The sequence below is a fragment of the Paenibacillus sp. TSM33 genome (assembly GCF_056099025.1).
The window spans coordinates 221,567-245,942 of record NZ_JBLZXB010000023.1 but is presented as its reverse complement, the minus strand read 5'-3'; the positions used below and the strand labels follow the sequence as shown (position 1 = coordinate 245,942).

Annotated in this window: 17 protein-coding genes and 1 pseudogene; 11 read left to right on the top strand and 7 right to left on the bottom strand. The window is 46.2% G+C overall.

Features of this window, described 5'->3' with window-relative positions:
- Positions 1-53: 53 nt before the first annotated feature.
- A complete protein-coding gene (locus ACN6NF_RS24390) occupies positions 54-1,994 on the top strand; it encodes an acyltransferase family protein (protein WP_474320304.1) in 1,941 nt (646 codons plus the stop codon).
- A 200-nt stretch (positions 1,995-2,194) separates the two neighbouring features.
- Positions 2,195-3,151: a polysaccharide deacetylase family protein gene (locus tag ACN6NF_RS24385; protein WP_474320068.1), complete on the top strand. Its 957-nt coding sequence runs from the start codon at positions 2,195-2,197 to the stop codon at positions 3,149-3,151.
- 74 nt (positions 3,152-3,225) lie between these two features.
- On the opposite strand, the gene ACN6NF_RS24380 is transcribed toward ACN6NF_RS24385, so the two are convergent.
- The 3 genes from ACN6NF_RS24380 to ACN6NF_RS24370 form a co-directional block, all read right to left on the bottom strand.
- Complete coding sequence (locus ACN6NF_RS24380) at positions 3,226-4,353, bottom strand: glycoside hydrolase family 88/105 protein (protein WP_474320067.1); 1,128 nt, start codon at positions 4,351-4,353, stop codon at positions 3,226-3,228.
- Between the two features lie 47 nt (positions 4,354-4,400).
- On the bottom strand, positions 4,401-5,933 hold the full coding sequence (locus ACN6NF_RS24375) for an MFS transporter (RefSeq protein WP_474320066.1): 1,533 nt from the start codon (positions 5,931-5,933) through the stop codon (positions 4,401-4,403).
- Between the two features lie 111 nt (positions 5,934-6,044).
- On the bottom strand, positions 6,045-7,394 hold the full coding sequence (locus ACN6NF_RS24370; protein ID WP_474320065.1) for a right-handed parallel beta-helix repeat-containing protein: 1,350 nt from the start codon (positions 7,392-7,394) through the stop codon (positions 6,045-6,047).
- Positions 7,395-7,727: 333 nt separating this feature from the next.
- On the opposite strand from ACN6NF_RS24370, the gene lepB reads away from it, so the two are divergent.
- Entirely contained in the window at positions 7,728-8,348 is a 621-nt protein-coding gene (gene lepB, locus ACN6NF_RS24365) for a signal peptidase I (RefSeq protein ID WP_474320064.1), read from the top strand.
- 57 nt (positions 8,349-8,405) lie between these two features.
- On the opposite strand, the gene ACN6NF_RS24360 is transcribed toward lepB, so the two are convergent.
- The 3 genes from ACN6NF_RS24360 to ACN6NF_RS24350 all read right to left on the bottom strand — a co-directional run bounded on the left by ACN6NF_RS24360 (position 8,406) and on the right by ACN6NF_RS24350 (position 11,575).
- Positions 8,406-9,596 carry a GTP-binding protein gene (locus ACN6NF_RS24360; RefSeq protein ID WP_474320063.1) on the bottom strand — a complete coding sequence of 397 codons (1,191 nt, stop codon included), beginning with the start codon at positions 9,594-9,596 and terminating at the stop codon, positions 8,406-8,408.
- 252 nt (positions 9,597-9,848) lie between these two features.
- Positions 9,849-10,679, bottom strand: a complete 831-nt coding sequence (locus tag ACN6NF_RS24355; RefSeq protein WP_013373701.1) for a carbohydrate ABC transporter permease — start codon at positions 10,677-10,679, stop codon at positions 9,849-9,851.
- Positions 10,679-11,575 carry a carbohydrate ABC transporter permease gene (locus ACN6NF_RS24350; RefSeq protein WP_474320062.1) on the bottom strand — a complete coding sequence of 299 codons (897 nt, stop codon included), beginning with the start codon at positions 11,573-11,575 and terminating at the stop codon, positions 10,679-10,681. The genes ACN6NF_RS24355 and ACN6NF_RS24350 overlap by 1 nt, the downstream gene beginning before the upstream one ends.
- Positions 11,576-11,697: 122 nt before the next feature.
- Here ACN6NF_RS24350 and ACN6NF_RS24345 point away from each other — a divergent pair, with 122 nt between their 5' ends.
- The 8 genes and pseudogenes from ACN6NF_RS24345 to ACN6NF_RS24310 all read left to right on the top strand — a co-directional run bounded on the left by ACN6NF_RS24345 (position 11,698) and on the right by ACN6NF_RS24310 (position 20,544).
- A complete protein-coding gene (locus tag ACN6NF_RS24345) occupies positions 11,698-13,557 on the top strand; it encodes a cache domain-containing sensor histidine kinase (protein WP_474320302.1) in 1,860 nt (619 codons plus the stop codon).
- Positions 13,550-15,196 carry a response regulator transcription factor gene (locus ACN6NF_RS24340; protein WP_474320060.1) on the top strand — a complete coding sequence of 549 codons (1,647 nt, stop codon included), beginning with the start codon at positions 13,550-13,552 and terminating at the stop codon, positions 15,194-15,196. Before ACN6NF_RS24345 ends, ACN6NF_RS24340 begins: the two co-directional genes overlap by 8 nt.
- Positions 15,197-15,302: 106 nt before the next feature.
- Positions 15,303-16,607 (top strand): ABC transporter substrate-binding protein, encoded by a 1,305-nt coding sequence (locus ACN6NF_RS24335; protein ID WP_474320058.1) that lies wholly within the window; start codon positions 15,303-15,305, stop codon positions 16,605-16,607.
- A 326-nt stretch (positions 16,608-16,933) separates the two neighbouring features.
- On the top strand, positions 16,934-17,962 hold the full coding sequence (locus tag ACN6NF_RS24330) for an NADH:flavin oxidoreductase/NADH oxidase (RefSeq protein ID WP_474320056.1): 1,029 nt from the start codon (positions 16,934-16,936) through the stop codon (positions 17,960-17,962).
- A gap of 180 nt (positions 17,963-18,142) precedes the next feature.
- Positions 18,143-18,573 (top strand): annotated as a pseudogene (locus tag ACN6NF_RS24325) (ATP-binding cassette domain-containing protein); the annotation flags it as partial.
- Entirely contained in the window at positions 18,559-18,810 is a 252-nt protein-coding gene (locus tag ACN6NF_RS24320) for an AAA family ATPase (protein WP_474320300.1), read from the top strand. The pseudogene ACN6NF_RS24325 and the gene ACN6NF_RS24320, both read left to right, overlap by 15 nt.
- A 258-nt stretch (positions 18,811-19,068) precedes the next feature.
- Positions 19,069-19,779, top strand: a complete 711-nt coding sequence (locus tag ACN6NF_RS24315) for an ABC transporter permease (RefSeq protein ID WP_330720711.1) — start codon at positions 19,069-19,071, stop codon at positions 19,777-19,779.
- Between the two features lie 30 nt (positions 19,780-19,809).
- On the top strand, positions 19,810-20,544 hold the full coding sequence (locus ACN6NF_RS24310; RefSeq protein WP_330720712.1) for an ABC transporter permease: 735 nt from the start codon (positions 19,810-19,812) through the stop codon (positions 20,542-20,544).
- Between the two features lie 204 nt (positions 20,545-20,748).
- Here ACN6NF_RS24310 and ACN6NF_RS24305 read toward each other — a convergent pair whose 3' ends face one another.
- On the bottom strand, positions 20,749-24,339 hold the full coding sequence (locus tag ACN6NF_RS24305; RefSeq protein ID WP_474320054.1) for a family 14 glycosylhydrolase: 3,591 nt from the start codon (positions 24,337-24,339) through the stop codon (positions 20,749-20,751).
- Between the last annotated feature and the right edge of the window lie 37 nt (positions 24,340-24,376).

The following is a 24,376-nucleotide window of genomic DNA, read 5'->3' as shown; positions in this document are numbered from 1 at the left end:
AGAGCATTGAAACAGACAGAGAGTTCGAATTTGCAAGAAGGACGGCGGCTGAAATGAAGTTTAATCGGTTGTCGTCGCAACGTCGTTATATGCCAGGTTTGGATGGATTAAGAGCGCTGGCGGTCATCGCAGTCATTGTGTATCATCTGAATCCGGATTGGTTGCCGGGTGGTTTGTTGGGTGTAGGCGTTTTTTTTACTTTGTCGGGGTATCTGATTACAGATATTCTAGTCAGTCAGTGGGATACATATCATAGTTTTAAAATGAAAGATTTCTGGGTGCGTCGTGCCAGAAGGCTGCTGCCTGCCATGCTGACGGTTGTGGCTGTCATTGTCCTGTGCTCGTTGCTCTTCGATCCGTCACGGCTTACGGCCTTGCGCGGAGATGTACCTGCCGCATTGGTGTATATGAGCAATTGGTGGTTTGTTTTCCATCAGGTTTCGTATTTTGAAAGTTTCGGCCCTCCTTCTCCGCTTGGGCATCTGTGGTCGCTAGCGGTGGAGGAGCAGTTTTATATCCTGTGGCCTTTACTGCTGGCGCTGGGGCTGAAGTACATGCCCAAGCGTATTGTCCTGGCCGGCTGGGTGATTTGTCTGGCGTTAATATCGGCGCTCCTGATGGCCGTGATTTACGTACCGGGAAGCGATCCGAGCCGGGTGTATTATGGCACGGATACACGCGGCTTCGCTCTACTGATTGGTGCGGCGCTGGCCTTGGTATGGCCAAGCGGCAAGCTGAAAGAGCATGCTTCTGCAAAGGCGCGCTTGCTTCTGGATAGCATCGGTGCAATCAGCTTGCTGCTGCTTTGCCACTGGGCGTGGGCCTCGAATGAATATGACCCAGCTCTGTACCGCGGCGGCTTGCTGGGCATTGCTGTGGTTACTGCTATTGTGGTTGCAGCGTTGGCGCACCCGGTGAGCCATCTCGGTCGCCTGCTTGGACGCAAGCCGCTGCGCTGGATCGGCGCCCGTTCCTACGGACTGTATCTATGGCATTTTCCGGTTATCACGTTAACTACACCTCAGGTGGACACCGATGGTGTGCATGTGGTGCGTATCGTTATACAATTGCTAGCTACCATCCTGTTGGCGTCTCTCTCGTTTAAATATATCGAGGAACCGATTCGACACGATGGATTCCGGCACTGGCTTGCAGGAATTCGTGCAGCGGTTCGTCGACAGATGCGGTGGAGATGGGTCTCTACAACCGCAACAGCAATGCTTTGTGTAGGTATTGGTGTGGGTACCGTTCACCTGTACGTGGCATCTCCTGACGCAACGTTGCAGGCGGCATCTAGTGATGAGCAGCCAATTGCAAAGGCGATGCCGCCGCTTCACGGAACGGTGTCTGTAGCTTCCATGGAGTCTACAGACACCAAGCCGCAAGGAGCCAAGGACAGTAAGGCTCCATCCCAAGCCCAGACGCCTAAAGACACGGCAGTCAAGGCTGGTACTACGGATGGCGTTACGACGCAGACGGAACCTTCGACCACATCCAAACAAGCTAAGCCTATGACAGGCGATGGATCGAGCGTGACCGCTATTGGAGACTCTGTCATGCTCGATGTACAGTCGTACATTCAGGAATACTTCCCGGGGGCTGTTGTAGATGGGCGGATCGGCCGTCAGATGGCGGAAGCGCCCGCCGTACTGGAGCAACTGAGACAGAACGGACAGCTGGGCAAGACGGTTATTATTGAGCTGGGTACGAACGGCGCTTTTACCAAGGAACAGTTATCCGATCTGCTCGCCAGTCTGAAGGATACAAAGCATATTATACTTGTGAATACCCGTGTACCTCGGCCGTGGGAGAGTATTGTAAACAAGCATCTTGCTGAAGCTGCATCCCAAGACCCACGAATTACAATGATTGACTGGTATGCAGCAAGCTCCGGTAAAAACTCATATTTTGAGCATGATGGAGTACATTTAAAACCTAAAGGTGCTAAAGCCTATGCGTCTTTGCTGGCTCAGGCCCTAACGAAGCAATCTTAATGAACAGAACCGCAATAATATTCATAAATTATGCAAATGCAAGATAAGAAGCCACCGGGAGTAGGTTGTCCGTCCCCTGGTTGAAGTGCCCCCCTAAACTTTCATCGGCCAAACCTCACGGGTTTGCAATGTTCGTTGTAAGGTGCGCTTTCACCCTGCTCCGGTGGTTTTTTTATTTTAGGGTGGAGGTACATAATCTAATGGAAAAGGGTTATTCACATAGTAGAACAAGAGAGCACCGCTTGAAGAGGAACAGAAGAAGGCTAATGCTGATTGCTATTGTATTATTTGTGGCAGGCTGCATTACTTTTATTGCGATAAAGGTCTCAGATAGCAAACCACATGCGCCGACCCAGGAGCTTGCTAAAAAAACAGATTCTGTATCCAAGGACTCATCCAAAGTTAAAGCCAGCGCAGGGGCAAAGGATAAAGTGGTCCCTCCAAAAAATGATCCCGGTGTAGAAGACGGTGCCTTTGTTGAAAAATATTTAAATCAGCAAATGCTAGGACAAATGCCCGATGGAGCCGATGGTAAAAAAGTGGCCTACTTATCCTTTGATGACGGTCCATCCGTGACGGTCACCACCCAAATATTGGACATTCTGAAAAAGCAGAAGGTCAAGGCCACCTTTTTTATTGTAGGTAAAGAAGCCAATGAAAATGAGCATACCCGGAACCTTATCAAAAGAATTGTCAAAGAGGGTCACGCGATAGGAAACCATACGTACTCACATAACTATAAGTATTTATATCCGAATAGACGAGTAAATACGGATCATGTTATGCAGGAGATCGAGAAGAACAATCAGGTTCTAAAAAGCATTCTGGGACCAGAATTCTCCACCAGAATGATCCGATTCCCCGGGGGGCACATGACATGGAACAGAAGAGATCCACAGGGAATGGCTGCTCTGGATAAGATTTTGCTTCAAAAGGACTATCATCAGGTGGACTGGAATGTATTAACGAAGGATGCAGAGGGAAAATCCAAGAAAGCACCCGCACTAATTAATCAGTTTATGAGGTCAGTCAAAGGCCGAGAAAAAGCGATCATACTCATGCATGACACTTATGGTAAAGAAGAAACAGCCAAAGCATTGCCGCAAATTATAGAATATCTGAAGAAACAGGGATATGAATTTAAGGTTATGAAGTAAAATAGATATGGGAAAAGGACGGGGCTTATCGCCACCGTCCTTTGTGCTATTTAAAAGTACATAGACCTCATCATTTAGATGCGCTCTGCTTCACCCATCGCTTGAATGAAAGCTCCGATCCCTTTGGGATCGTTAGTTATAATCGGCTCACTGATATAGTAAGCGAAGGTACCATCCCGGCGATCTTTACCACCCAGACCGCTTACTTGTACTGTTTTGTTCAGATTCACAAGTCCTTCTTCAGTAATCGTGATAAACTCATCGATAATGCCTTTACGGATGATTTCTGCTTCTTGACGATAATGCTCTGGCAGATAACCTTTGCGAACACCTTTGGCAATAGCGTACAAAATCATGCAGGAAGCAGATGCTTCCAGATAGTTGCCTTTCACATGGCCCAGATTGAGCACCTGATAAAAGACGCCGCTTTCTTTATCACGCACTTTCAGCAAGGCTTCCAGTGTTTCTCTCAGCATATCAATCAAGACGGGACGATCTGCATGATCTTCTGGAATGTAGTCCAGCACGTCGACGAGTGCCATGACAAACCAGCCCATTGAGCGGCCCCAGAAATTTTTGGAACAGCCGGTTTCCGGGTTGCACCAATGTTGTTCCCGCTTCTCATCCCAAGCGTGATAGAGCAGACCCGTTTCAGGATCACGCGTATGCTTGTAGCATAGCTTGAATTGCAGAGTCACATCGTCAAATTCTGACGGATCTCCGAATTCACGAATAAACTCAGCATAGAACGGAGCACCCATGTACAAGCCGTCAAGCCAAATTTGATACGGGTAAATTTGTTTGTGCCAGAATGCACCCTCGCTTGTGCGTGGGTGTTTTTCCAGCTGACTGCGTAATTGGTAGGCTGCCTTTTTATAGCGTTCATCGCCTGTGGCACGATACAGAGTGAAGAGCAGCTTGCCGTTATTCACATGGTCAATATTATACTCATCTACTTTATAGCGCTGAATCACGCCATTTTCATCAACAAAGTGGTCCATATGTTTTTTTATATATTCCATATACTTGGGATCGCCTGTCAGTTCGCCAACCCATTCCAAACCTCTGTAAATCACGCCATGGTCATATTCCCATTTTTCATAAAATTCCGGACTCCGTTTAAGCACGGAATCGCTCATACGTACAGCCCAGGAATCTGTTTTAGTAGGATTTGTTGTTGGTTGCGATGTTGAATTTGCCATGATACAGTCACCTCTTCAGTAAAGTTTAATCTGTAATGTTATTGTTGTTACATAGACGGAGTGTGTGTCTTAGGATCAACGGGTTTGTTCTTAAAGCCCACATTATTATTGCCCCAGCACCGGTCGTAGTTGAAGCCTGTCAGTTGTTCGAACACTTTTCGAGCTTCTGGCTTGGCTGATTTCATGGAGCCACCGTTTTTGAGGCGGTCAATCTCGGCGATAAGCTTCTTGTGGCTGTCAATATCCAGCTTCATTACGACAGAAGCAATCATCCCGATGATCGCAAGAACGATGGTACCAACCACGAGCACATAAAAGATAGCGTGCTGAGCAGAGACTGGCTGACTATCAGCTCCAGATACAAAGCCAAAGTGCTGTAACACCCAGCCGAGAATGAAAACGACAACAGCCCGCACCATTTTCCCGGCAAAAGTCATCATCCCCGCATAAATACCTTCCCGGCGACGACCGGTCAACGCTTCATCCACATCGGCAAGGAACGTGTATTGATTCCAAGGGATGTAGTAGACGCCACCTGTACCAAGCCCCATGAACAGCGTGATGACATATAGCCACATCATCGTATTAGAGGCTCCTGTGATATAGAGCAGACCATAACCTGCTACGCTAAAGCAAACGACGACGAGTGCGGCGATGAAAGGCATGCGAAACCCTTTACGCACACAGAATTGGATGAAGAAATAGGTAGAAATCAATTGAATGACAGAGTTAAAGCTGTTCAGATTGGATACCATTTCCGAGCTTTGGAATAAGGAAAAAACAATAAAGTACGTAAAAGCTGAAGTAAACAGCCACTCAGCGGAAAAGCCGCCCAGGTACATCCCGAGATGATGACGGAACGTCTTTACCCGAAAAGTAGAGGAAATATCGATGAACAATTTTTTCATGGAATCTATAAAGGAAAGCGGAGCTTCACCTTCCAGTTCCTTTTGCAGTTCCTCACTTGGACGTTCCCAGGAGTTTTTGTACAAAAATGCCATGGCAATCAGCAGGATTGCTGCAAAAACGAGACCGGTATACAAGAAAGGCAATGGAGAGTCTTTGCCATAAGCAGCAATAAAGCGACCAGGGATAAAAGCGGCGGCGAAATTGGCGATTTTACCGAACATGGCCTTCCATCCGGTCAATCTGGAGCGTGCGCCAAAGTCCCGGGTCATCTCGGATGCTAGTGCTTCATAAGGCACCATGACAGAGGTGTACACCAGTTCAAACAGCACGTACGTACTCAGGTAATACCAGAAGCCCAACCCATCTATCCAAAGCATCGGATACACGAGCATCAGCGGAATACCCATCATGATGAAAAAACGGCGTCTGCCGAATTTACGACCTAAGCGGGTTCGGTGAAAGTTATCGCTGATAAAGCCCATGATCGGATTGCTGACCGCATCTATCATGCTGGCAACAGAGAAAATGGCTGCGGCCTGAACAGGGGACAGTCCGCAAAAGGTTGTATAAAAGTACATTAACCATGCACCGCTAATAGCAAGTGCACCACTTCCCAGCATGTTACCGCTTCCATAGGCAAGTGTATGTTTCAGTGTGATTTTTCGTTCCATGATCTGTTCACCTCATATTTTGTCTGGTTATGAGGACAATCACCGGTCGCTATATTATGCAGAATGGTCTAGGTTGGTAGATGGGCCAGGCGTCCTGATTAGGTGGGGCTTTTACCGTGCCCCTATATTTCCGCTCGGAGTACCCGAGCCAATCAGATCGCTTCCTTTGGCCAGCTTAAGGAAATCACCCAGCTGGATGGAACCGTCTGTACTTCGAGTGATGGAAGGCACGAGACTAACAAAGTCGTCTGCACTGGCTGCGAGACCTTTGGCATTCGTCGTTTTTTTGTTTTTCCACCAGACGTTTGAGTTATCTTGATCCGTACCACTTGTTTTATCACTTGCTGTTCCCTCGAAGGAAAGATTATTAATGAACACGTGTTCACCCTTATCAAAGGCGAAATTGCTTTGTCCATTGTCCCATGAAGTATTGTTGGTCAAAGTAATGGTGCCAGGGTTGCTATTGTAGGTGAATCCGTGTTTTTTGTTTTGGAAAGCAATACTGTTTTTTACAATATGGTTGACCTTGATTTTGTCTCCACCCAGCTTAAAGCCGTTGCCGTCACTGTTCGCAGTAGACGTTCCATCAGCGGTTTGCCCGTTGTGATGGGCCACACTGTTCAAAATGGTTACGGCACCGATAGGGCCTGTTTCCGTTTTGCTGTACAGATCCCAGCCATCGTCTACGTTGTATGCTGCCAAGCAGTTATCGAACACATTGCCTGATCCTACAGTCAGTTTAGCCGCGAAGCCATCGGCATCCTCGCCATTATCGGGATCGGCGTTATCGTGAGAGTAGGAATTCAAAATCAAATTGTTCGCAGGCCACTCACTGGTAGAAGCGTTAGGGGAGTAGCGTCCGAGTTGGAGCCCGGTATCCCGATTGTGGTGGGTCTCGACGTTTTCAATCCGGTTATTGCTGCCGCCGATATAGATACCGTTATCACCGGCACCTTTGACTTCAAGACCTTTTACCAGCCAGAAGTCCCCGTTAAGCTGAAGTCCACGATTAGCTGAACCAAAGGCCTGAGCAGAGAAATCAAGTACGGGCTTTTCACTACCGTAAGCGACCAATCCTTTGAGTGAGCCGTTACTGCCGTTATTTCCACGCTGAATTGTAATCGTTGAGGAGTAGGCGTATTTACCACCGCGCAGGTAGATGGTTTTGCCAGGAGCAATTTGTGTCAGTGCTGCTTCGAGTGTTGTAGGACTAGATATGGTGCCTGGATTGGACACGTTACCATTTGGAGCCACATACAAATCGCCTGCCGCTAACGTGGTGGAAACAGTTGTTGAATCGGTTGCACTGACTGCCTCCTCTGTAAGTGTGGTAGAGGGGAGGTTGTTGGATGGAATATCCGCGTAAGCGGTTCCAATAAGGCAAGAAGAAGCAAAAACAAAAGAAACACCGAGTCTTAGAGCGTTAAAGCCGTTTTTTGGACGATCATTCCGTTTAAACATGTAAATTCCTCCTTATCTGAGCTCATATTTTAAAAGAAGATAGCACATATAAAAGTCGCTCATGCTGTCTTTCCATTAAAAAATCAGGACACCTCCTGGGGGGACAGATTGATCTATCATAAGTCCAAAACGCTCTAAGAAGTATATGCACAGTGTAATATATGTTAACGTTTGCATCAACAGTTTTTTATTGTGTTTTTGATATTGTGAAAAAAAGTTCACACTTTTGTTTCAACTAAAAATACAATTTTGCTAGACTGGGAAAATTTGATTATACTTAAACATTATACATATAATAGAAATGAAAACTGTGAGAAAAGGGGGGTTTAGCGCATGGAGAGCGGGAAGCATTTAACAAGTTCAACTTCCGAACCATTGCAGGAAAAGCGGCCGCGAATGAACAATGAGATGATCGATTGGCTTAAGGCAATTATTGTTGCCATTGTGCTCGTGTTCATTATACGTTGGCTGTTATTTGCGCCGTTTATTGTTGAGGGAGCATCCATGGAACCGAATTTCAAAACAGATGAACGAGTGGTCGTGAATAAGGTAATTTACGATTTTCGTGACCCCAAGGCAAGTGAGGTTGTTGTATTTCATGTAAAAAAGGAACAAAAGGACTTTATTAAGCGTGTGATTGGAGTGGCTGGAGATACGATTCAGTATCAAGGTGATCATCTTTATGTGAATGGTAAGAAAGTAGAGGAGCCATACATTCAAGAGGCTATCCAAGATGCTCACGCCAAGGGAGAATTATATAACAATGTGGACTTTCCAAACGGTACCATAACCGATTCCAAGGTTCCTGATGGGTATATTTTTGTGATGGGTGACCACCGCAATAATAGTAGGGATAGTCGTGCAATTGGTTTTGTTTCCATCAAGGATATTGTCGGACGTGCGGATGTGATCTTTTGGCCGATCGATAGCGCGCAATGGGTTAAGCATAAATAAGGCCCGAGCGCCTAAGATGGGAGGTAGTTGCTCACTTTAGGCGCTTTTTCAAACTCATTATATGTTTTTCGTAAACGGGTCAGGCAACTTGCGCCAGTCCTGTTCCATTTCTTCAGGGGTTAGCAGTGTCTCATCCAAGCTACGCTCGATTTTTTCCCGGTTCATATCGATACCAATAAATACGAGTTTGGTAACCCGGTCGCCATATTTCTCATCCCAATCGGGTGTTTTTTCAAAATCATCCCCGAGATAGTATTGTCGTTCTTCTTCAGTCAAAGCAGACACCCATAGTCCTGCGCGTGCGAATTGTTTGGAGCTACCCGCCTGACTGAATGTAAAGGCAGTACGGTTTTGCGTGGCGAGCCACACTAATCCCTTGGAACGTACAACCTCAGTAGGCCATTGAGCCAGCCATTTTAACAAACGTTCGGGATGAAATGGGATTTTACGCTTGTACACAAACGAAGCAATGCCATATTCCTCTGTCTCCGGTACGTGCTCATCCTTGTTCATTTCCTGTATCCAGCCCGCAGCCTGACTAGCTGTTTCAAAATCAAAGCGATGCGTGTTTAAAATCTCTTTTGGGTCCACTCTACCGTATTCGGAACGGATGATTTTGGCGTTCGGTTGAATGCCGCGTAATGCCTTTTCCAGTCGTTCGAGTTCCTCTGGCGATACCAGATCGCATTTATTAATGATTAGCACGTCACAAAATTCCACCTGCTCTATGAGCAGATCAACGATGCCGCGTGCATCCTCTGCCGCCATTTCCTGTCCACGATCCTTAAGAGAGTCCCTAGAATAAAAGTCTTTCCAAAACTCTGGTGCGTTCACGACGGTGACCATTGTGTCCAATCGGGTCAGCTTGGTCAAATCAATTCCATTTTGCTCATCTACATAACTAAAGGTTTGGGCCACTGGAATGGGCTCACCTATACCTGTGGATTCAATAAGAATATAGTCAAATTTTTTTTCAAGCGCCAGTCGCTCTACCTCTTTTAATAAATCTTCGCGCAAGGTACAACAGATGCAACCGTTGGACATTTCCACCAGCTTCTCATCCACACGAGATAATCCTCCACCGTCACGAACGAGATCAGCATCCACATTAACCTCGCTCATATCATTGACGATGACAGCTACCCGTAAGCCTTCCCGGTTGTTCAGTACATGGTTCAGCAGTGTGGTTTTGCCGGAACCGAGGTACCCACTTAGTACCGTAACCGGTATTTTCTCATCTCTTTCCATAGCGTTTGCCAACGTAATCACTCATCCCTTCGAAAGTTTCATAAAATGTTGACTGTCAGTGGTGGCTGTCATGCGAGATAGGATAGCAGCAGCACTTTCTGTTCGGTTATTTAATCGTAATAATTACGAATAATGAGACTAGTAAATCATTTATATGGAGAAATGTCAAGGAAGGTGGAGCCAATCAGACAAGAGGACTTGCGTAAAGTTTACGCAAGTCCTCTGTGGGTCATCTGTAGGGGTGTAGTTGCCTCAGCCTTTGACGGCCCCGGCAACTACGCCTTTAACAATGTATTTTTGCAGAAAGATAAATACGATAATGGAGGGCAGCACAGCCATTACCATCGCGGTCATGGCATACTGCCAGTCTGATGTATATTGGCCAACGAAGGTATAGGCAGCCAGCGTAAGCGTTTTGGTGCTGGGTGAGCCGTTAACCATGAGCAGCGGAAGCAGGAAATCGTTCCATATCCACATCACGTCGATAATAACAATAGTAGCGGTGACCGATTTCAGCAAGGGAAAGATGACGGAAAAGAAAAGCCGAAATCCTGATGCTCCGTCGATCTTGGCGCTTTCGTCAATTTCGACCGGAATGCCTTTCACAAAGCCGTGATAGATAAACACTGCCAATGGGGCTCCAAAACCCCAGTACAGCAGGCCAAGTCCCCAAGTGCTATCTGCCAAATTCAAGTCTTTCGCCAGGCGCAAGACGGTCAGCATAATAGACTGAAATGGAATCAGCATCGGCATAATGCACAGCATGTAAATGGCAGAGCTCCACTTGCTTTTCGTCCGTGCCAGCTTATAGGCAGCGATGGAGGATATTAGCACAATGCCTGCCAGCCCGAGCACAGTAATAATCGTGTTATTCAGAAATAAGCGTGGATAGTCAATGAACTTCCATACATATACGTAGTTATCCAGCGAAAGCTGCTTGGGCAGCGCAATGACGTCGGTCATGACCTCAGCGAAGCTTTTGAACGAATTGTTAATGGCGAGAAACAGCGGGTACAAAAATAACAGCGATAATACAATCATGCCCGCTTCCAGCAAAATACGTCCCGTACGGCTGCGTTGCATCAGGCTTCAACCTCCCTGCGTTTGAAAATAGACAATTGAATAATCGTAATGACCAGCACTGCAACGAATAAAATCAAGGCTTTGGCTGTTCCGTAGCCATACAGATTGTTCTGGAACGTATCTCGGTAAATATCATACGCAATGCTGTATGTCGTACCTCCTGGCCCACCGCCAGTCAGAGATAAAATGACGTCAAACACCTTGATCGAGTTGGTCAGTGCCATGAAGACTGAGATCGTAATCGAGGGCGCAAGCATCGGTAAAATAATACTGAAAAATCTCCGAATCGGTCCTGCCCCATCCACGATGGCAGCCTCTTTTAGATCTTCAGGTACAGATTGCAGGCCTGCGATATAAATGACCATGTAAAAGCCAATGGATTGCCAGATGGATACTGCCAGAATGGAAATAAACGCGAGCCCTTCCTCGCCTAGCCAACTGAGCTGGAAGATGCCCCAGCCTGTACTGTGTCCCAGTGACTCAAAGCCTTGCATAAAGATGAATTTCCATATAAAGCCGACAATGACGAGGCTGAGGATATAAGGAATGAAGAAAGCCGCGCGCAACCAGGCCGAGCTTTTGAGCTTCATGTCGAGGACGAGCGCCAGCAAAATGGCCAGCACGTTTACCAATACAATGTACAGAATGGCATATTTGATCGTAAACCAGGCTGCATGTGCAAAGTTAGCGTCTCCGAGCAGGATTTGCTTGAAGTTATCTAGACCTACGAATTTCGGATGTTTGGATATGCCGTTCCACTTGGTCAGGGAATAGCGTATCGTCATCAAAAACGGAATATAAAATGCAATTGTAATGCACAAAATTACGGGCAGTGTGAATAAACCAAATTCCACCTTACTGCCCTTGTCGCCCCATGTTCCCCTTTTTTTCAGCATAACGCACCTCTTTTTCTCAGCATTTTCCGGTCTTTCGCTCCAAGCTGTTTAAGATATAATGAAAGTATAGGATAGCCCCTAGGGCCGGACCAATGGATTTAAGAAAACAGTTGAGGGTAAAAATGTGTACGCTTTCAAAAGGGGCGGTAATCATGATGTCAGGGCATGTAGGAACAATTCTTCGATCCATGTGGAAGCGGATTACACAAAAATTAGTGAACAAGCTCATTCTGCTTTTTACCTCGGTGATTATTCTGGTGGTGGGCTCACTCACGATTATTTCCTATCAGATGATTGAAAAGGAGTCGGTCAATCATAGCATCGCCAGCACGACGAATAATCTGCTGCTGGTCAATCAGAATTTGGAGGATTACTTGGAGGGAATGCAGCAGTTGGCCCTTCCACAGCTTCGCTATAACGATATCATGAACGCGATTGCCAATGAGAACCGGGACTACGCTGCACGAATGGTCATTGAAAATTACTTGCGCAACATGTTCTATTCCCGCAATGATCTGGAAGCGATTTATCTGTATGTGGCGGATCGGCATCAATACTACGTGGTGACTAGGGAAACGTACAATATTACAGTACGCAAAGGAATAAACACGGATATTCCCAAGCTTCCCTGGTATAAAGAGGCGATGGCCAGTACCGCTAACGAATCTTTTCAATCCTTTGTGGAGTCCCGCTCTGATATGGGCTATGTGGCGCCACAAGCCAGCTTTATGGCTTACCATCGAGTGCTGAGATCGATTGCATCCCGTCACCCGCAGGCAGTGTTGTCCTTTTATTACAACACGAGTGCCGTAGATGAAATCATGCGGAATATTCCACTGGGTAAAGGGGATCAACTGATGCTAATCAGCCCCGAACGGGTTCCCTTTTATGTGAACAGCCTTCCGCTGTATGAACGAATGCGTGATTCTGGCGTATTGGCCCAGATCGGAGAGGGAGGAAGCGGGCGAGTAACGTGGTCAGACAGCAACAGCAACCAGGAGTATTTGGTCGTGTATGATGCAGGTGAAAAGGATGGGTGGCAGCTCATCAAGCCGATTCCATATCGCCAAATTTATGAGGCAGCTACGACCACACGGAATTGGAGTTATGTCATCGGGGCTTTATTTTTAGGGGTGTCTATTATTTTGGTGACCCTGACCTCGAACGCCATTACCCGACCTTTACATAAGCTATCTACCCAGATGAAACGGTTCAGCACCGGAGATTTTGAGGCAAGGGCTCCTGTGAAGGGGCAGGACGAGATTGCGTATTTGTCGCTGCACTTTAACGAAATGGTCCAAAGAACCGAAGAACTTATTAATGAGCGCTATCGCATGAAGCTGGTCGAAAAGAATGCCATACTCAAGGCACTGGAGGCTGAGATTAATCCCCATTTTCTGTACAATGCCTTACAAGCCATATCTACACAGGCATTAAAGCGGAAGATGTTCGATATGGCGGATATGGTGGATGCATTGGCCCAAACCTTGCGGTATTCCATCAACGGCAAGGATATCGTAGCTGCCCGCGAGGAGCTCAGGCATATTGAACGGTATATAGGTCTGCAAAAGGCAAGATTCGGGACGAGACTTCAGGTCGAAGTGGTATGGGAGGACACGCTGATGGAGCTGCCAATTCCGAGATTATCCGTGCAAACGTTGGTAGAAAACTCTATCAAGCATGCACTGGAGAAAGTATCAAGTGACATTCTGATCGTCATTTCAGCCGAATTGGGTGCTACAGACGCTACAATTGCAGTCAGGGACAACGGACCTGGAATTTCAGAGGACAAGCTGAAAATAGTGCTGGATTCGTTCCATGAAAAATGGGAAGAGCGGGAGAGCGAGCATATTGGCTTGAAGAATTTGAACACACGGTTGAAGCTTTTGTATGGAGATCAGGCAGGATTATTCATACTTACGGATGAAACGGGAACGGAAATAAGAATGCAAATTCCCCGGGAAGGAGTCGACCATGTATAACGTATTGATTATTGACGATGAAGAACCGTTGCGAGAAGCCATTCGTATTGTTGGAGACTGGGATCGTCTGGGCATCGAACATATTTATGAGGCGACAAATGGAAGGTTGGGGATGGAACTGCTCGGTCAGCACCCTATCGATGTGGTGATGGTGGATATGAAAATGCCGGAAATGAACGGCATTGAATTTCTTCGTGTGATCGAAAAGGCATATCCCCATCTGCTGACCATTGTCATTAGTGGCTACAACGACTTTGAGTTCACGCGACAAGCGATTCAATCACGGGTGGTAGATTATCTGCTCAAACCTATCAATCGCCAGGATCTGAATCAGGCACTGCGCAAGGCGGTGGACATTCTGGAAAGCCGCAAGCAAAGCAAGGACGAGTTCATTAACCAAAACATTACGCTAAATATGTCGCTGCCGAAGCTGAAAGAGAAGCTGTATGTATCCATTTTGGATGGCAGCTTTAAAAGGCAGGCCAATACGGCGTTGCTTCCACTAATCGGAGCGGATCGACCAGGGAACCGCTTTGGGGTGATTGTGCTGCGGCTGCTGAACAGGGATGAGATTCGTAGGACTCGTTTTCATGGCGATGTCGATCTGATGGATTTTGCCGTAACTAATGTATTAGCGCAGACATCAGATGAACGGTTGCGTTGTTTTAGCTTCCCCCATCCGCGAAGAGAGCGTGAGGTCGTTTCGATCTGTACCCTGGCCCCAGGACAAGAAGAACATATGTCCCTCCTATTGGCACAAGTGGCACAGAAGGCGGTTGCGAACCTGCATGGGCTGTTCAGTATGGTGGTAGCAGCCGGAGTGGGCAAGCTCTGTTCAGACGTAGTGGAGCTGGCTTCTGCGTATAGGGATGCTAAGAGGTTCATTCACAATACAGATGTGTTGAAGCTGGAAGGGGAATCTATTCTCCATACGGTACCCCGGCAAATGGGGACGTCAGAGGAAATGCCATGGACGGATCGGCTGTTGTCGATCCAAAAGGATGCTCAGACCGGTCAGGCCAACCGAGCAAAGGTACTCCTGGGCGATTTACTGAAACAATTGGCAACAGGTCCTGTTTTCCGTTTACAGGATGCGGATCGATTGCTGCGGGAGTTCCATTTTTTACTGAGAGAAGCAGCGATTGAGCTGGGTACGCCTATGTCTGCGTCTAATCAGGAGGGAACTTTGGGGGAATTGGGTCGTGTGATTGAAGGCGAGCTATCTGCTGATTTTGTGAGCTTTGCCGACTACAGCCAGAGACTATACCAGATACTGGAGCTCTACATTGCCGGGGTCCAACATGCACAGGCGGGTAACCAACCCTTTGATATTACAGAGATCAAAAAATACATCGAGCGATACTATTTTGAAGATATCAAAATCTCGTTTTTTGCCGAAACCTATTTTTTGAGCCGGGAATATCTGATGAAGTTGTTCAAGCAGCAATTTGGTTACGGCATTCACGAATATGTACAGAAGGTCAGAATGGACAAGGCGAAGGAGCTACTGGGTGATTCCAGCCTGAAAATTCAGGAAATTTCCGATATGCTCGGTTACAAGGATAAAAACTATTTCAGCAAGGCTTTTCGCAATTATTATCAGGTGTCACCTTCGGAGTATCGCGTGAGCCTGCAATAAACCACTTTTTTACCCTTAATGCTTCACTAATCTGCCTTTTTAAATGAGGCTATATTTTTTAGAATGAGCGCATGAACGTTGATCACAAACAGATGGGGGAGTATCCATGTTAAAGAAGATGATGGCGTTATCCGGCAGTTTGCTTTTGACGGTCGGTTTGTTGAGCGGATGTGGAAGTAGTGGTGGCACAGATGCGGCTAAAGAAAGCACTGGCGGCAAAGATAATTTGAAAACGGTTACAATAAACATGTTTACAGCTTCACCGGAGTATACCGATGCTTTTAACGCGTACATCGAGGAGTATAAAAAGGTCAAGCCTAATGTAAAGATCAATCTGGAGATCATGCAGGCAGACTACAACACCATTCTCAAGTCAAAAATAGCTTCAGGCAGTACACCGGATGTGTTCCAGACCACGGCCGGGGGCGACATCGACACCTATGCTGATTATAGCGCTGATCTAACTAATGAACCGCTGGCAGCAGCCATGACGGATGCCGTCCGGGCCAATATGAGCTCCAGTGACGGCAAAGTGCTGGGATTACCGGTCAAGGGGAACCTGTTTGCTTTGATTTACAACAAAGATTTGCTTACCAAGGCTGGAATAACCTCTCCGCCGAAGACGATTGCCGAGATGCAGGATGCCGTTACCAAGCTAGAGGCGAAGGGCATTACTCCATTTGCTAATGCATATAAAGAGTGGTGGGTATGGAAGCATATCTTCCAACACTATGTAGATGCTGCTGCGCAGGATGCCGGGGTAGAGCCAAAGCAGCTTGTTGATGATTTTATTGCAGGTAAAGTAAAAATCAAGGACTATCCAGTGCTGTACAACAACTTCTTTAGCTTCATTGATCTGACGGTGAAACATGGCACAGATAAGCCGCTGGAACGGGACAGCAATGCGGGAGTAAGTGATTTTGCATCTGGAAAAGCTGCATTTATGACGGGTAAAGGTGCGTGGGACGAGGAAGCGATCAAGAAAATTAACCCTGATCTCAAGATTGGCATCATGGGCTATCCGGTGAGTGATAAGGCGGATCAATCCGTCATCATTACCGGTGCGGATCAGGCGCTGCGGATCAATAAGGATTCCGAAGTATCCAAGGAAACGATTGAATTCTTCAACTGGCTGTACACTTCGGAATACGGTAAGAACTGGTTCTCCCAGGTAGCGAAGGTGATTCCTCCAATTAAGGATGCACCGCTTCCTGATCTGGAAATGCCTAAGGAAATGGATAGCATTTTGAAAACATCCAAGTCTGGTGATCTGTCTGTCAACTACTCGCTGGATACATTCCACCAAAAATTTGGTGAGCTGATGCAGGCTTATATCAGTGGTAACATGAACAAGGATCAGGCGGTTGCAGAGATTGAGAAGGCATGGGTCCAATTAGGCTCAGCGCAATAAAGTTGGTTTCGCAGAGGCGCCCGTAAGGGCGCCTTTTTGTTTTGTGTTCTGGATAAGAGCTGGGAAAAATGCAGACAAAAAAATATTTAATAATATTTAAATATTTACTTGCAAAAAGTTATTAAGTTGTGGATAATAGATTGTGTGCAATATATCTACAACCTTACGATATACATAATGACTGCACGGTGCAAATACGAAGGGATATCCCGGTTGGGGGAATCTCTTTGTTTCGTTTGGACTGTGCCGATTATGCTTATAATAGACCGTGTAATTTGGAACGCATTTTTAATTATGTGGTATGGATGAAAAAGGAGATGAGCGTTTTGAAGACCTCGTTGTTTACACCGTATACAATCAAAGATTTGGAGTTAAAAAATCGTGTGGTCATGGCCCCAATGTGCCAATATTCGGTGACGGCCAAGGACGGAATCCCGAATGATTGGCATCATGTTCACTATCTGAGCAGAGCTATCGGAGGCACAGGTCTGATTATTATAGAAATGACGGACGTGGAACCGGATGGACGGATTACGGATTACGATCTGGGTCTTTGGTCAGATGAACATATTCCGGCGTATAAAAAGCTGGTCGACGGTATTCATGCGCACGGGGCCAAGGTTGGCATACAGATTGCTCATGCAGGCCGTAAAGCTGAGGATGCAGCTGAGCCAGTTGCTCCTTCGGCGATTGCATACCCGGAGGCGAACTATAAACAGCCGCGCGCACTGACCACAGAGGAAGTCCGTGGTATGGTACAAAAATTCGGAGACGCTGCCCGGCGGGCGGTTCAAGCGGGCGTGGATACAATCGAGCTTCACGGGGCACACGGTTACCTGATTCACCAATTCCATTCGCCAGTTACGAACAAGCGGGATGACGAGTATGGTAAGGATTTATCCCGTTTTGGCGTAGAGGTCATTCAGGCTGTGCGCAAGGAAATGCCTGCGGGTATGCCGTTAATCTTCCGCATTAGCGCGGTGGAATATGTAGATGGTGGATACGATGTGGATCATGCCATTGAGCTGAGCCGCGCATATCAGGCTGCGGGCGTGGACGTGATCCATGTCAGCTCGGGCGGAGAAGGCCCGGCTGGAGCCAGAAAGCCAGGCAACTATCCGGGCTATCAAGTGCCGTTTGCTCGCCAAATCCGCGAGGCGCTGAACATCCCGGTAATCGCCGTCGGCATACTGGATGACCCTGCCTTGGCGCAGTCTGTAATCGGCAATGAGGATGCCGATCTGGTCGCTGTAGGACGCGGATTGCTACGCGATCCTTATTGGGCGATTCATTCAGCGGTGGCGCTGCACGGCGAGAAGCCTTCCGTACCTGAACAATATCAACGTGGCTACTGAGGCCTAAGTAATCCCACGTTGTTTATATATAAACAGGCACCTGCAACGAAGTGTACGCTTCGTCGGGTGCCTGCTTTGTTTTTATAGGGATAATGATTGGCAAATGAATAATTGTGATGGTTTTTACATTTTGTGGATGATTCAATCTGTATAATAATTATATTTGGTGTCTATAGGAGGATGAAAGAAATGCAGTATGTTATTGAAACGAAAGACCTCCGCAAACAGTTCGGGATGTCGGTAGCTGTAGACGACATATCCTTACATGTAGAACACGGCAGTATCTACGGTTTTCTAGGTGAAAATGGGGCTGGCAAAACAACGACCATCCGCATGCTGATGAGGCTAATTGAGCCTACAAGTGGGGAGGCTTTTTTATTTGGCAAGCGGTTGGAGAAAAACTATCCGTCTATCTTTTCTAAGATTGGCACGATCATCGAAACTCCTGGTTTATATGAAAACTTGAGTGCACGCGATAATCTGAGAATCTGCTGTACGTACATGGGGGTGAAGGACGATGGAAGGATAGAACGAACCTTAACCACGGTGGGATTAGAGCATACGGGGAAAAAAAGTTTAAGGATTTTTCCCTAGGGATGAAGCAACGATTAGGAATTGCAAGAACGCTTGTTCACGATCCTGAGTTGCTCATATTGGATGAGCCGACGAACGGACTAGACCCATCTGGAATTAAGGAAATTCGTCAGCTATTGAAGCGATTGTGCGAGGAAGAAGGGAAAACCATTCTTATTTCCAGCCACATCTTGAGCGAAATTCAGCAGTTAGCTACACACATCGGGATTATACATAATGGAAAACTGTTAGCGGAAGATCATTTGAGTCGTTAGAAGAAAATTTTGAGCAATATACAGATGTAAAGGTAGACGATGCAGAAGCAGTACAAGCATTTCTGCAAGAGCACATGAAGCAGCTTCAATCTAATGTGATATCCCCACAACAACTAAGAATTCATAGTTCGATCGAAAATACAGCTGTGTTAAATAAACAGTTAATAGATCATCAGTTTTCAGTCTATGAAATACACACCACAAAGCAGACGCTAGAGGAGTACTTTTTGGCTCTCATTTCAGGAGAGGATGGGCGGCATGATTAGAGCAGAACTCATTAAGCTTAAAGGCTCTAAAGCCTTCTTGTTAAGTTTTATAATATTGTTGGCTGTTGTGCTGTTAGAATTCGCTTTAAGCGCTATTTTTTATAGATATTCAATTGATAGGCTGGGTTGGATATACTATTTTACAAATATTGTTTTCTTAGTCAATATTGCAGCCGGATTTATTAGCTACTACATATTAACCGGTCATATTTTTGCAAGAGAGTACCAGGAAAACACACATCTATTTATGTTTACTACGCCTGTTACTAGAGTTAAATTCTATTTCAGTAAATTGACCGTTGTTTATGCATTTATTATTATATCCTTGTTTTTCGTTCTGTTTTTATCTGCTTTATTAGGTATGCTCATTACAGATCGATCTTTAACGATGACTATCTGGGTATACCAGATCCAAGTATTTTCCAAAATGTGTGTGATGCATGCAATGTTAATCCCGATCGCTTCTTTTTTTGCTATACGTTGGAAGAGCATCATGGTAGTTGTGCTCTTAGTTTGTACTGCTATATTTTTGAGTTTTTTGTGCAAAAGTGAATGGTACCCATGGATTGGGCCCTATCTCTTATCTCCCAATGAAGGAAGTGCGATCAGACACGTCAATACTCTTGTAGCGTGGTTGAGTTTATCCATAACCTTTCTTCTTGGATTGTTTCTGTCTATATGGACATATCAAAGAAAAGACTAATGGAGAATTTAAATTGAAAGGAGGGATACTATGCTTGCCCTGTTCAAAGCAGAATGCTTGAAGCTAAAAGGAACCAAAATTCTTTTTCTAAGTGTGTTTATTTTAATTGTAACCGTATTTTTAACTTTTAGTACTTTCGCTGTAAGTCCCAAGTTTTCCTTGGAGCGTAATGGATGGAATGATTACTTTATGGATTTGGTGTTTTCCATAAATTTTATAACGGGGTATATGAGCTACTACATTTTGACCTGCTATATCTATGCGAGAGAATACCAAGAGAAGACCCATATTGCTCTGTTTTCAAATCCTGTTCGACGGAGTCGCCTCTACTTCAGCAAGCTGCTTGTTATTTATATGTACATCGCTGTTAGTCTGTTGTTGACATTTGCGCTATCTGCCATATTGGGTATGTTTATTACGACCAGGCCATTAACCTTTGAAATCGTTATGTGTCAGCTTGGGATCTTCATCAAAATGGTTCTTATGCACGCTATGCTCATCCCGATGATCACATTTTTCGCCGTTCACTGGAAAAAATTTGTGCCCGCTATTATGGGAATGTGTACGGTCATGTGTTTAAACTTTGTTTTGGTTAATGCACCGGGGAATACTTTTTACCCATGGGCAGTACCGTTTTTATTTTCTCCGCATGGCACATTTGGTAGAACATTTACATATGTTCCTGGAGGAATCATCAGTATTTGCTTCATTTTTGTGCTAGGGCTTTTCTTGGCGTTGCGAAGTTATGTTCGTATAGAAAAATAAGTAGGGTATAGCAAAAAGAAATAGACCGCCCTGCTCAAGGGGAAAACGGTCTATTTCTTTAGATCGCCTTTGAACAGCCGACCGCTCTTCAAAGCGGCTGTTGCCAAGAGTAGGGATGTTACCAGCATCCTTGCTCTTTTTTAGCATATCCTTCTATAACTTATTTTAGCACATCTGAATAATCAATGTAACTGAATGTGACTGTTACTTGGTGAAAACTTTAACTTCCTTTGGAGCGAGAGTTACGGTGATCGAGCCGTTGTTAATCTGAACAGAGTCGTTGCTCAGTTGGTTTGTCAGGCGGGTTCCGTTGGACAGATTATCGAAGTTGCCAATCGTGCGGGTTTGACTATTCCAGGAGTTGTTGATAAATACAATGGCCTCGTCGCCATTTTTAGAGCGCTGGAAACTGTAAAAGGAGTCGTCCACCCATTTTTCCCTTTGGCTACCGTTTTGCAGAGCAGGGTGGTTGTTGCGCACATTGTTTAGCTTAGCGATGTACTGATACAGGTCATGGTTGGCGTTGAAAACCATATTCTCCCGATTGGCGGGATCATCTCCGCCACTATAGCCTTGCTCAGTGCCTTGGTAGATAATTGGAATCCCGCGAGATGTCAGAGTAAAGCCCAAAGCGGCTTTGAGCTGTGGCCATTTGTCATAGTTAGCACCCGGCTTGCCGGAGGCGTCATTCAGGAAACGTTTTACATCATGATTATCGATAAATACACCGTTGGTTTGGGCATCGCGGTAGTAACGATCATCGGAGTAGCGATCCTTGATTTTTCTCATGGATTGATCGTGTCCGAACACGTCCTTGATTGTATAATACATCGGAAAATCTAGTGCAGCATCAAGATACCGGGTGTAATCGCCCACATAAGCAGGGTCGCCATGGAAAATTTCACCCATGGTGAAGGTATTAGCGGCTTGGTCAAAATCCTTTAGAAAACCCTTGGGTACATGCTTGGCGGTATCCAACCGCAGTCCGTCGATGCCTGTCTCATTAAGCAGCCATTTGATCCAGTTTTTAAGCTCGTTTGCGGTAGCAGGGTTTTCATGATTTAGGTCATCCAGTCCAGCTACATCACCATTTTCGATTTTCCATTGATTGTTGGAGTTGTAGTCTCCGCCTGTAATGTCACCATTGTGATGATACCAGTCTGCTTTGTCAAAAGGAGCCTTGGCGAACCCGTTCCCGGGTTGGAAATCACCTGTGTGATTCACAACTACGTCCAGCATCACAGCAATATTTTTGTCATGTGCCTTGCGAACCAGCTCTTGGAGCTTGTCCATTGTTCCGAGATGCCCATCTACCGCATAAAAATCATACGTATGATAGCCGTGGTAAGCGTATTCACTCTTTTGCATCGTTACTGGGGTAATCCAGATCGCGGTAAACCCCATATTTTTAATGTAGTCGAGTTTGTTAATAATACCTTGAAAATCGCCACCATGCCACTTGCGCTGATCACTGTTGTTGGAATTGAAGCCACCGTAGTTATCATTGGATGGATCACCGTTGCTGAAACGATCTGTCATGATAAAATAAATGCTCTGTTTGCTCCAGTCTGTGTTGAGAGAAGTAGGATTGGAAAGGGTGCCCAGATCCATAGGGGTGAAGACGCCCGAAGGCGCCTCCGTTTGAGCCGTTACTTCAACTCCGTTAGAGTTGGGTGCGTAGGTAGAAGTGCTTACGTTTAAGGATACACCTGAAATTTTTTCGGTTTGGATAGGTCCTGTAACTTCGTTGAGGTCGGTTGCGTAGGTGGAAGTCACTACGCTGAGGACACTCCCTGAGGGTGCCCCTGTTCGGATAGTTCCTGCGGCTCCGTTAGAGCCGGGTGTGTAGGTAGAAGTTCCAGTGCTGAAAAGGTAGTTTTTAGTGTTGTTGCTGTCCCAGTTGTTATTGCCGTCATTAAAAGCAGCTTCCAATTGGGAGGCAGAACCGATATCGACGGTAATTTTAGCATAGCCGCTAATCTCGGCGTCCTGCATTTTCACGCCAGGCACAGCAGTCCAATTACCGCCAGTCGGACGGTAGTGAATGTAAGGTGAGTTGAAGCCTTTTTTGTAGTATACCGTTACTTTGTTAGCTGTACCGCCGCCATCCCCGGGATTTGTACCCGCTGGAGCGCCTGATGTAATCGTTCCTGCATTGCCGCTATTACCGGGCGTGTACGTAGAAGTGCCTGTACTGAACAAGTAGTTTTTGGTGTTGTTGCTGTCCCAGTTGTTATTGCCGTCGTTAAAGGCGGCTTCCAATTGGGAGGCAGAACCGATATCGACGGTAATTTTAGCATAGCCGTTAATTTCGGCAGCCTGCATTTTCACACCAGGCGCAGCCGTCCAGCTTCCGCCAGCCGGGCGGTAGTGAATGTAAGGCGAGTTGAAGCCTTTTTTGTAGTATATCGTTACTTTGTTGCCTATACCGCCATTATTGTCAGGTTTGGCTTTGCTGATGATATATTGTTTGAATCCACTCAACTCACCGGTTGGTGAGCCGTCATTGTTGACGAGATTGTTGATGCGCAATAACGTAAACCCGTGATAACCGAACTTCGTGATTTTCTCCTCGATTTTTTGGAAGCCGCTGCCGCCTGTCGGGAGTGCATTTTCACCATTCAGGCGAACACCCTTGGCATTCGCGATGGAGGAGACGGTATCAACCAGGGTGGACGGCAACGAATAATTCGGTGCTGTGCCACTGTCACTCATCTCCAGACAAGTAAATGTCAAGTCTAGATCGGCATCCTTGAATTTCTGAATGAGACGGTTGTAATCATAATATCCACCCGCTTGTTCAGTGCTGTGCGGCATGGCAGGATTGTTCATCTGCCAGTGCAGACCGGAAACTTTGGCCCCGATCCGGACACCGAACACAGAATCGAAGTTCTTGTGGGCAGCTGCTCCGATGACACCTAGATGCTTCTCAAGCACACTTTGGTACCACGACAGAAAATCCTTTCCATACGCGGAATTATACCCGCCATTCGTGTAAAACCCGTCCCCATCGGTCGGTGGATTGATTTGGCTAAGGCTGGTAAGTTTGGTGCCCCAAGCAGCATTAATCTTGTCCAATGATCCGTACTTGTCATTCATAGCTGTGCGGAATGCATTTTTGGCTGTTTCAGTATAAGCTTGGAACTTGCCTCGTCCCGGGTAGCTCCACCCTGCTGCTGGATAGTAGGACGGATAGCGCAATTCCCCTGAAGGACCGCCGCTCAAATAAATTTTGGGAATGACACTTTTATACCCGGCAAAGTTTTGAGCGAATGAGGCATACAGCTCGTCATATTGTTTACCGGTTCCGCTCCACAATGGGGAGAGGGCTTCGTTATTGGTATAGCCGCTTTCGTCCTTGAACTGCATTTCATCCGCACTACCCTTGCTCGACAGCCAGCTTGGCAGTGGGATGTTGCAATCATCTCCCACATTTCCTCCACACTTATGCGTAGAGATAATAGGAACCCACTTCAGTCCCGCTTCTTTCACGGCATCTGCATAGGTTTTGTAATAACTCCAATCGAACTGGTTATCTCCTGCACTTTCTACATAGCCCCACCAGACGTCGGTAGTGATGGCATACACGCCATTGTTTTTCAACGTTTGCAGTTGCTTTTTGAAGGAACCCCAGTCGTTGATTTTCGCCAGTGGTCCCATAACGGAAGCCTGAAAATCATCTGCAACCGCGGCGCTCGCCGTATTAGAGGGTGAGCCAATGAAGGCGGTCAGAGACAGCACAAGGCTTAGTAGAAGCATACACCCTTTTTTCCATAGACTTCGATACAAGGTCAAACCGATCATCCTCCCCAAAGCTAGTCTAATTCGACAA

What these genes read in the sequence shown, in the direction of transcription:
- ACN6NF_RS24385 (WP_474320068.1), top strand. Translation starts at nt 2,195, where the DNA reads ATGGAAAAGGGTTATTCACATAGTAGAACAAGAGAGCACCGCTTGAAG.
- ACN6NF_RS24390 (WP_474320304.1), top strand. Translation starts at nt 54, where the DNA reads ATGAAGTTTAATCGGTTGTCGTCGCAACGTCGTTATATGCCAGGTTTG.
- ACN6NF_RS24375 (WP_474320066.1), bottom strand. Translation starts at nt 5,933, where the DNA reads ATGGAACGAAAAATCACACTGAAACATACACTTGCCTATGGAAGCGGT.
- ACN6NF_RS24345 (WP_474320302.1), top strand. Translation starts at nt 11,698, where the DNA reads ATGTGTACGCTTTCAAAAGGGGCGGTAATCATGATGTCAGGGCATGTA.
- ACN6NF_RS24370 (WP_474320065.1), bottom strand. Translation starts at nt 7,394, where the DNA reads ATGTTTAAACGGAATGATCGTCCAAAAAACGGCTTTAACGCTCTAAGA.
- ACN6NF_RS24340 (WP_474320060.1), top strand. Translation starts at nt 13,550, where the DNA reads ATGTATAACGTATTGATTATTGACGATGAAGAACCGTTGCGAGAAGCC.
- ACN6NF_RS24335 (WP_474320058.1), top strand. Translation starts at nt 15,303, where the DNA reads ATGTTAAAGAAGATGATGGCGTTATCCGGCAGTTTGCTTTTGACGGTC.
- ACN6NF_RS24320 (WP_474320300.1), top strand. Translation starts at nt 18,559, where the DNA reads ATGAAGCAACGATTAGGAATTGCAAGAACGCTTGTTCACGATCCTGAG.
- lepB (WP_474320064.1), top strand. Translation starts at nt 7,728, where the DNA reads ATGGAGAGCGGGAAGCATTTAACAAGTTCAACTTCCGAACCATTGCAG.
- ACN6NF_RS24350 (WP_474320062.1), bottom strand. Translation starts at nt 11,575, where the DNA reads ATGCTGAAAAAAAGGGGAACATGGGGCGACAAGGGCAGTAAGGTGGAA.
- ACN6NF_RS24360 (WP_474320063.1), bottom strand. Translation starts at nt 9,596, where the DNA reads ATGGAAAGAGATGAGAAAATACCGGTTACGGTACTAAGTGGGTACCTC.
- ACN6NF_RS24380 (WP_474320067.1), bottom strand. Translation starts at nt 4,353, where the DNA reads ATGGCAAATTCAACATCGCAACCAACAACAAATCCTACTAAAACAGAT.
- ACN6NF_RS24310 (WP_330720712.1), top strand. Translation starts at nt 19,810, where the DNA reads ATGCTTGCCCTGTTCAAAGCAGAATGCTTGAAGCTAAAAGGAACCAAA.
- ACN6NF_RS24355 (WP_013373701.1), bottom strand. Translation starts at nt 10,679, where the DNA reads ATGCAACGCAGCCGTACGGGACGTATTTTGCTGGAAGCGGGCATGATT.
- ACN6NF_RS24315 (WP_330720711.1), top strand. Translation starts at nt 19,069, where the DNA reads ATGATTAGAGCAGAACTCATTAAGCTTAAAGGCTCTAAAGCCTTCTTG.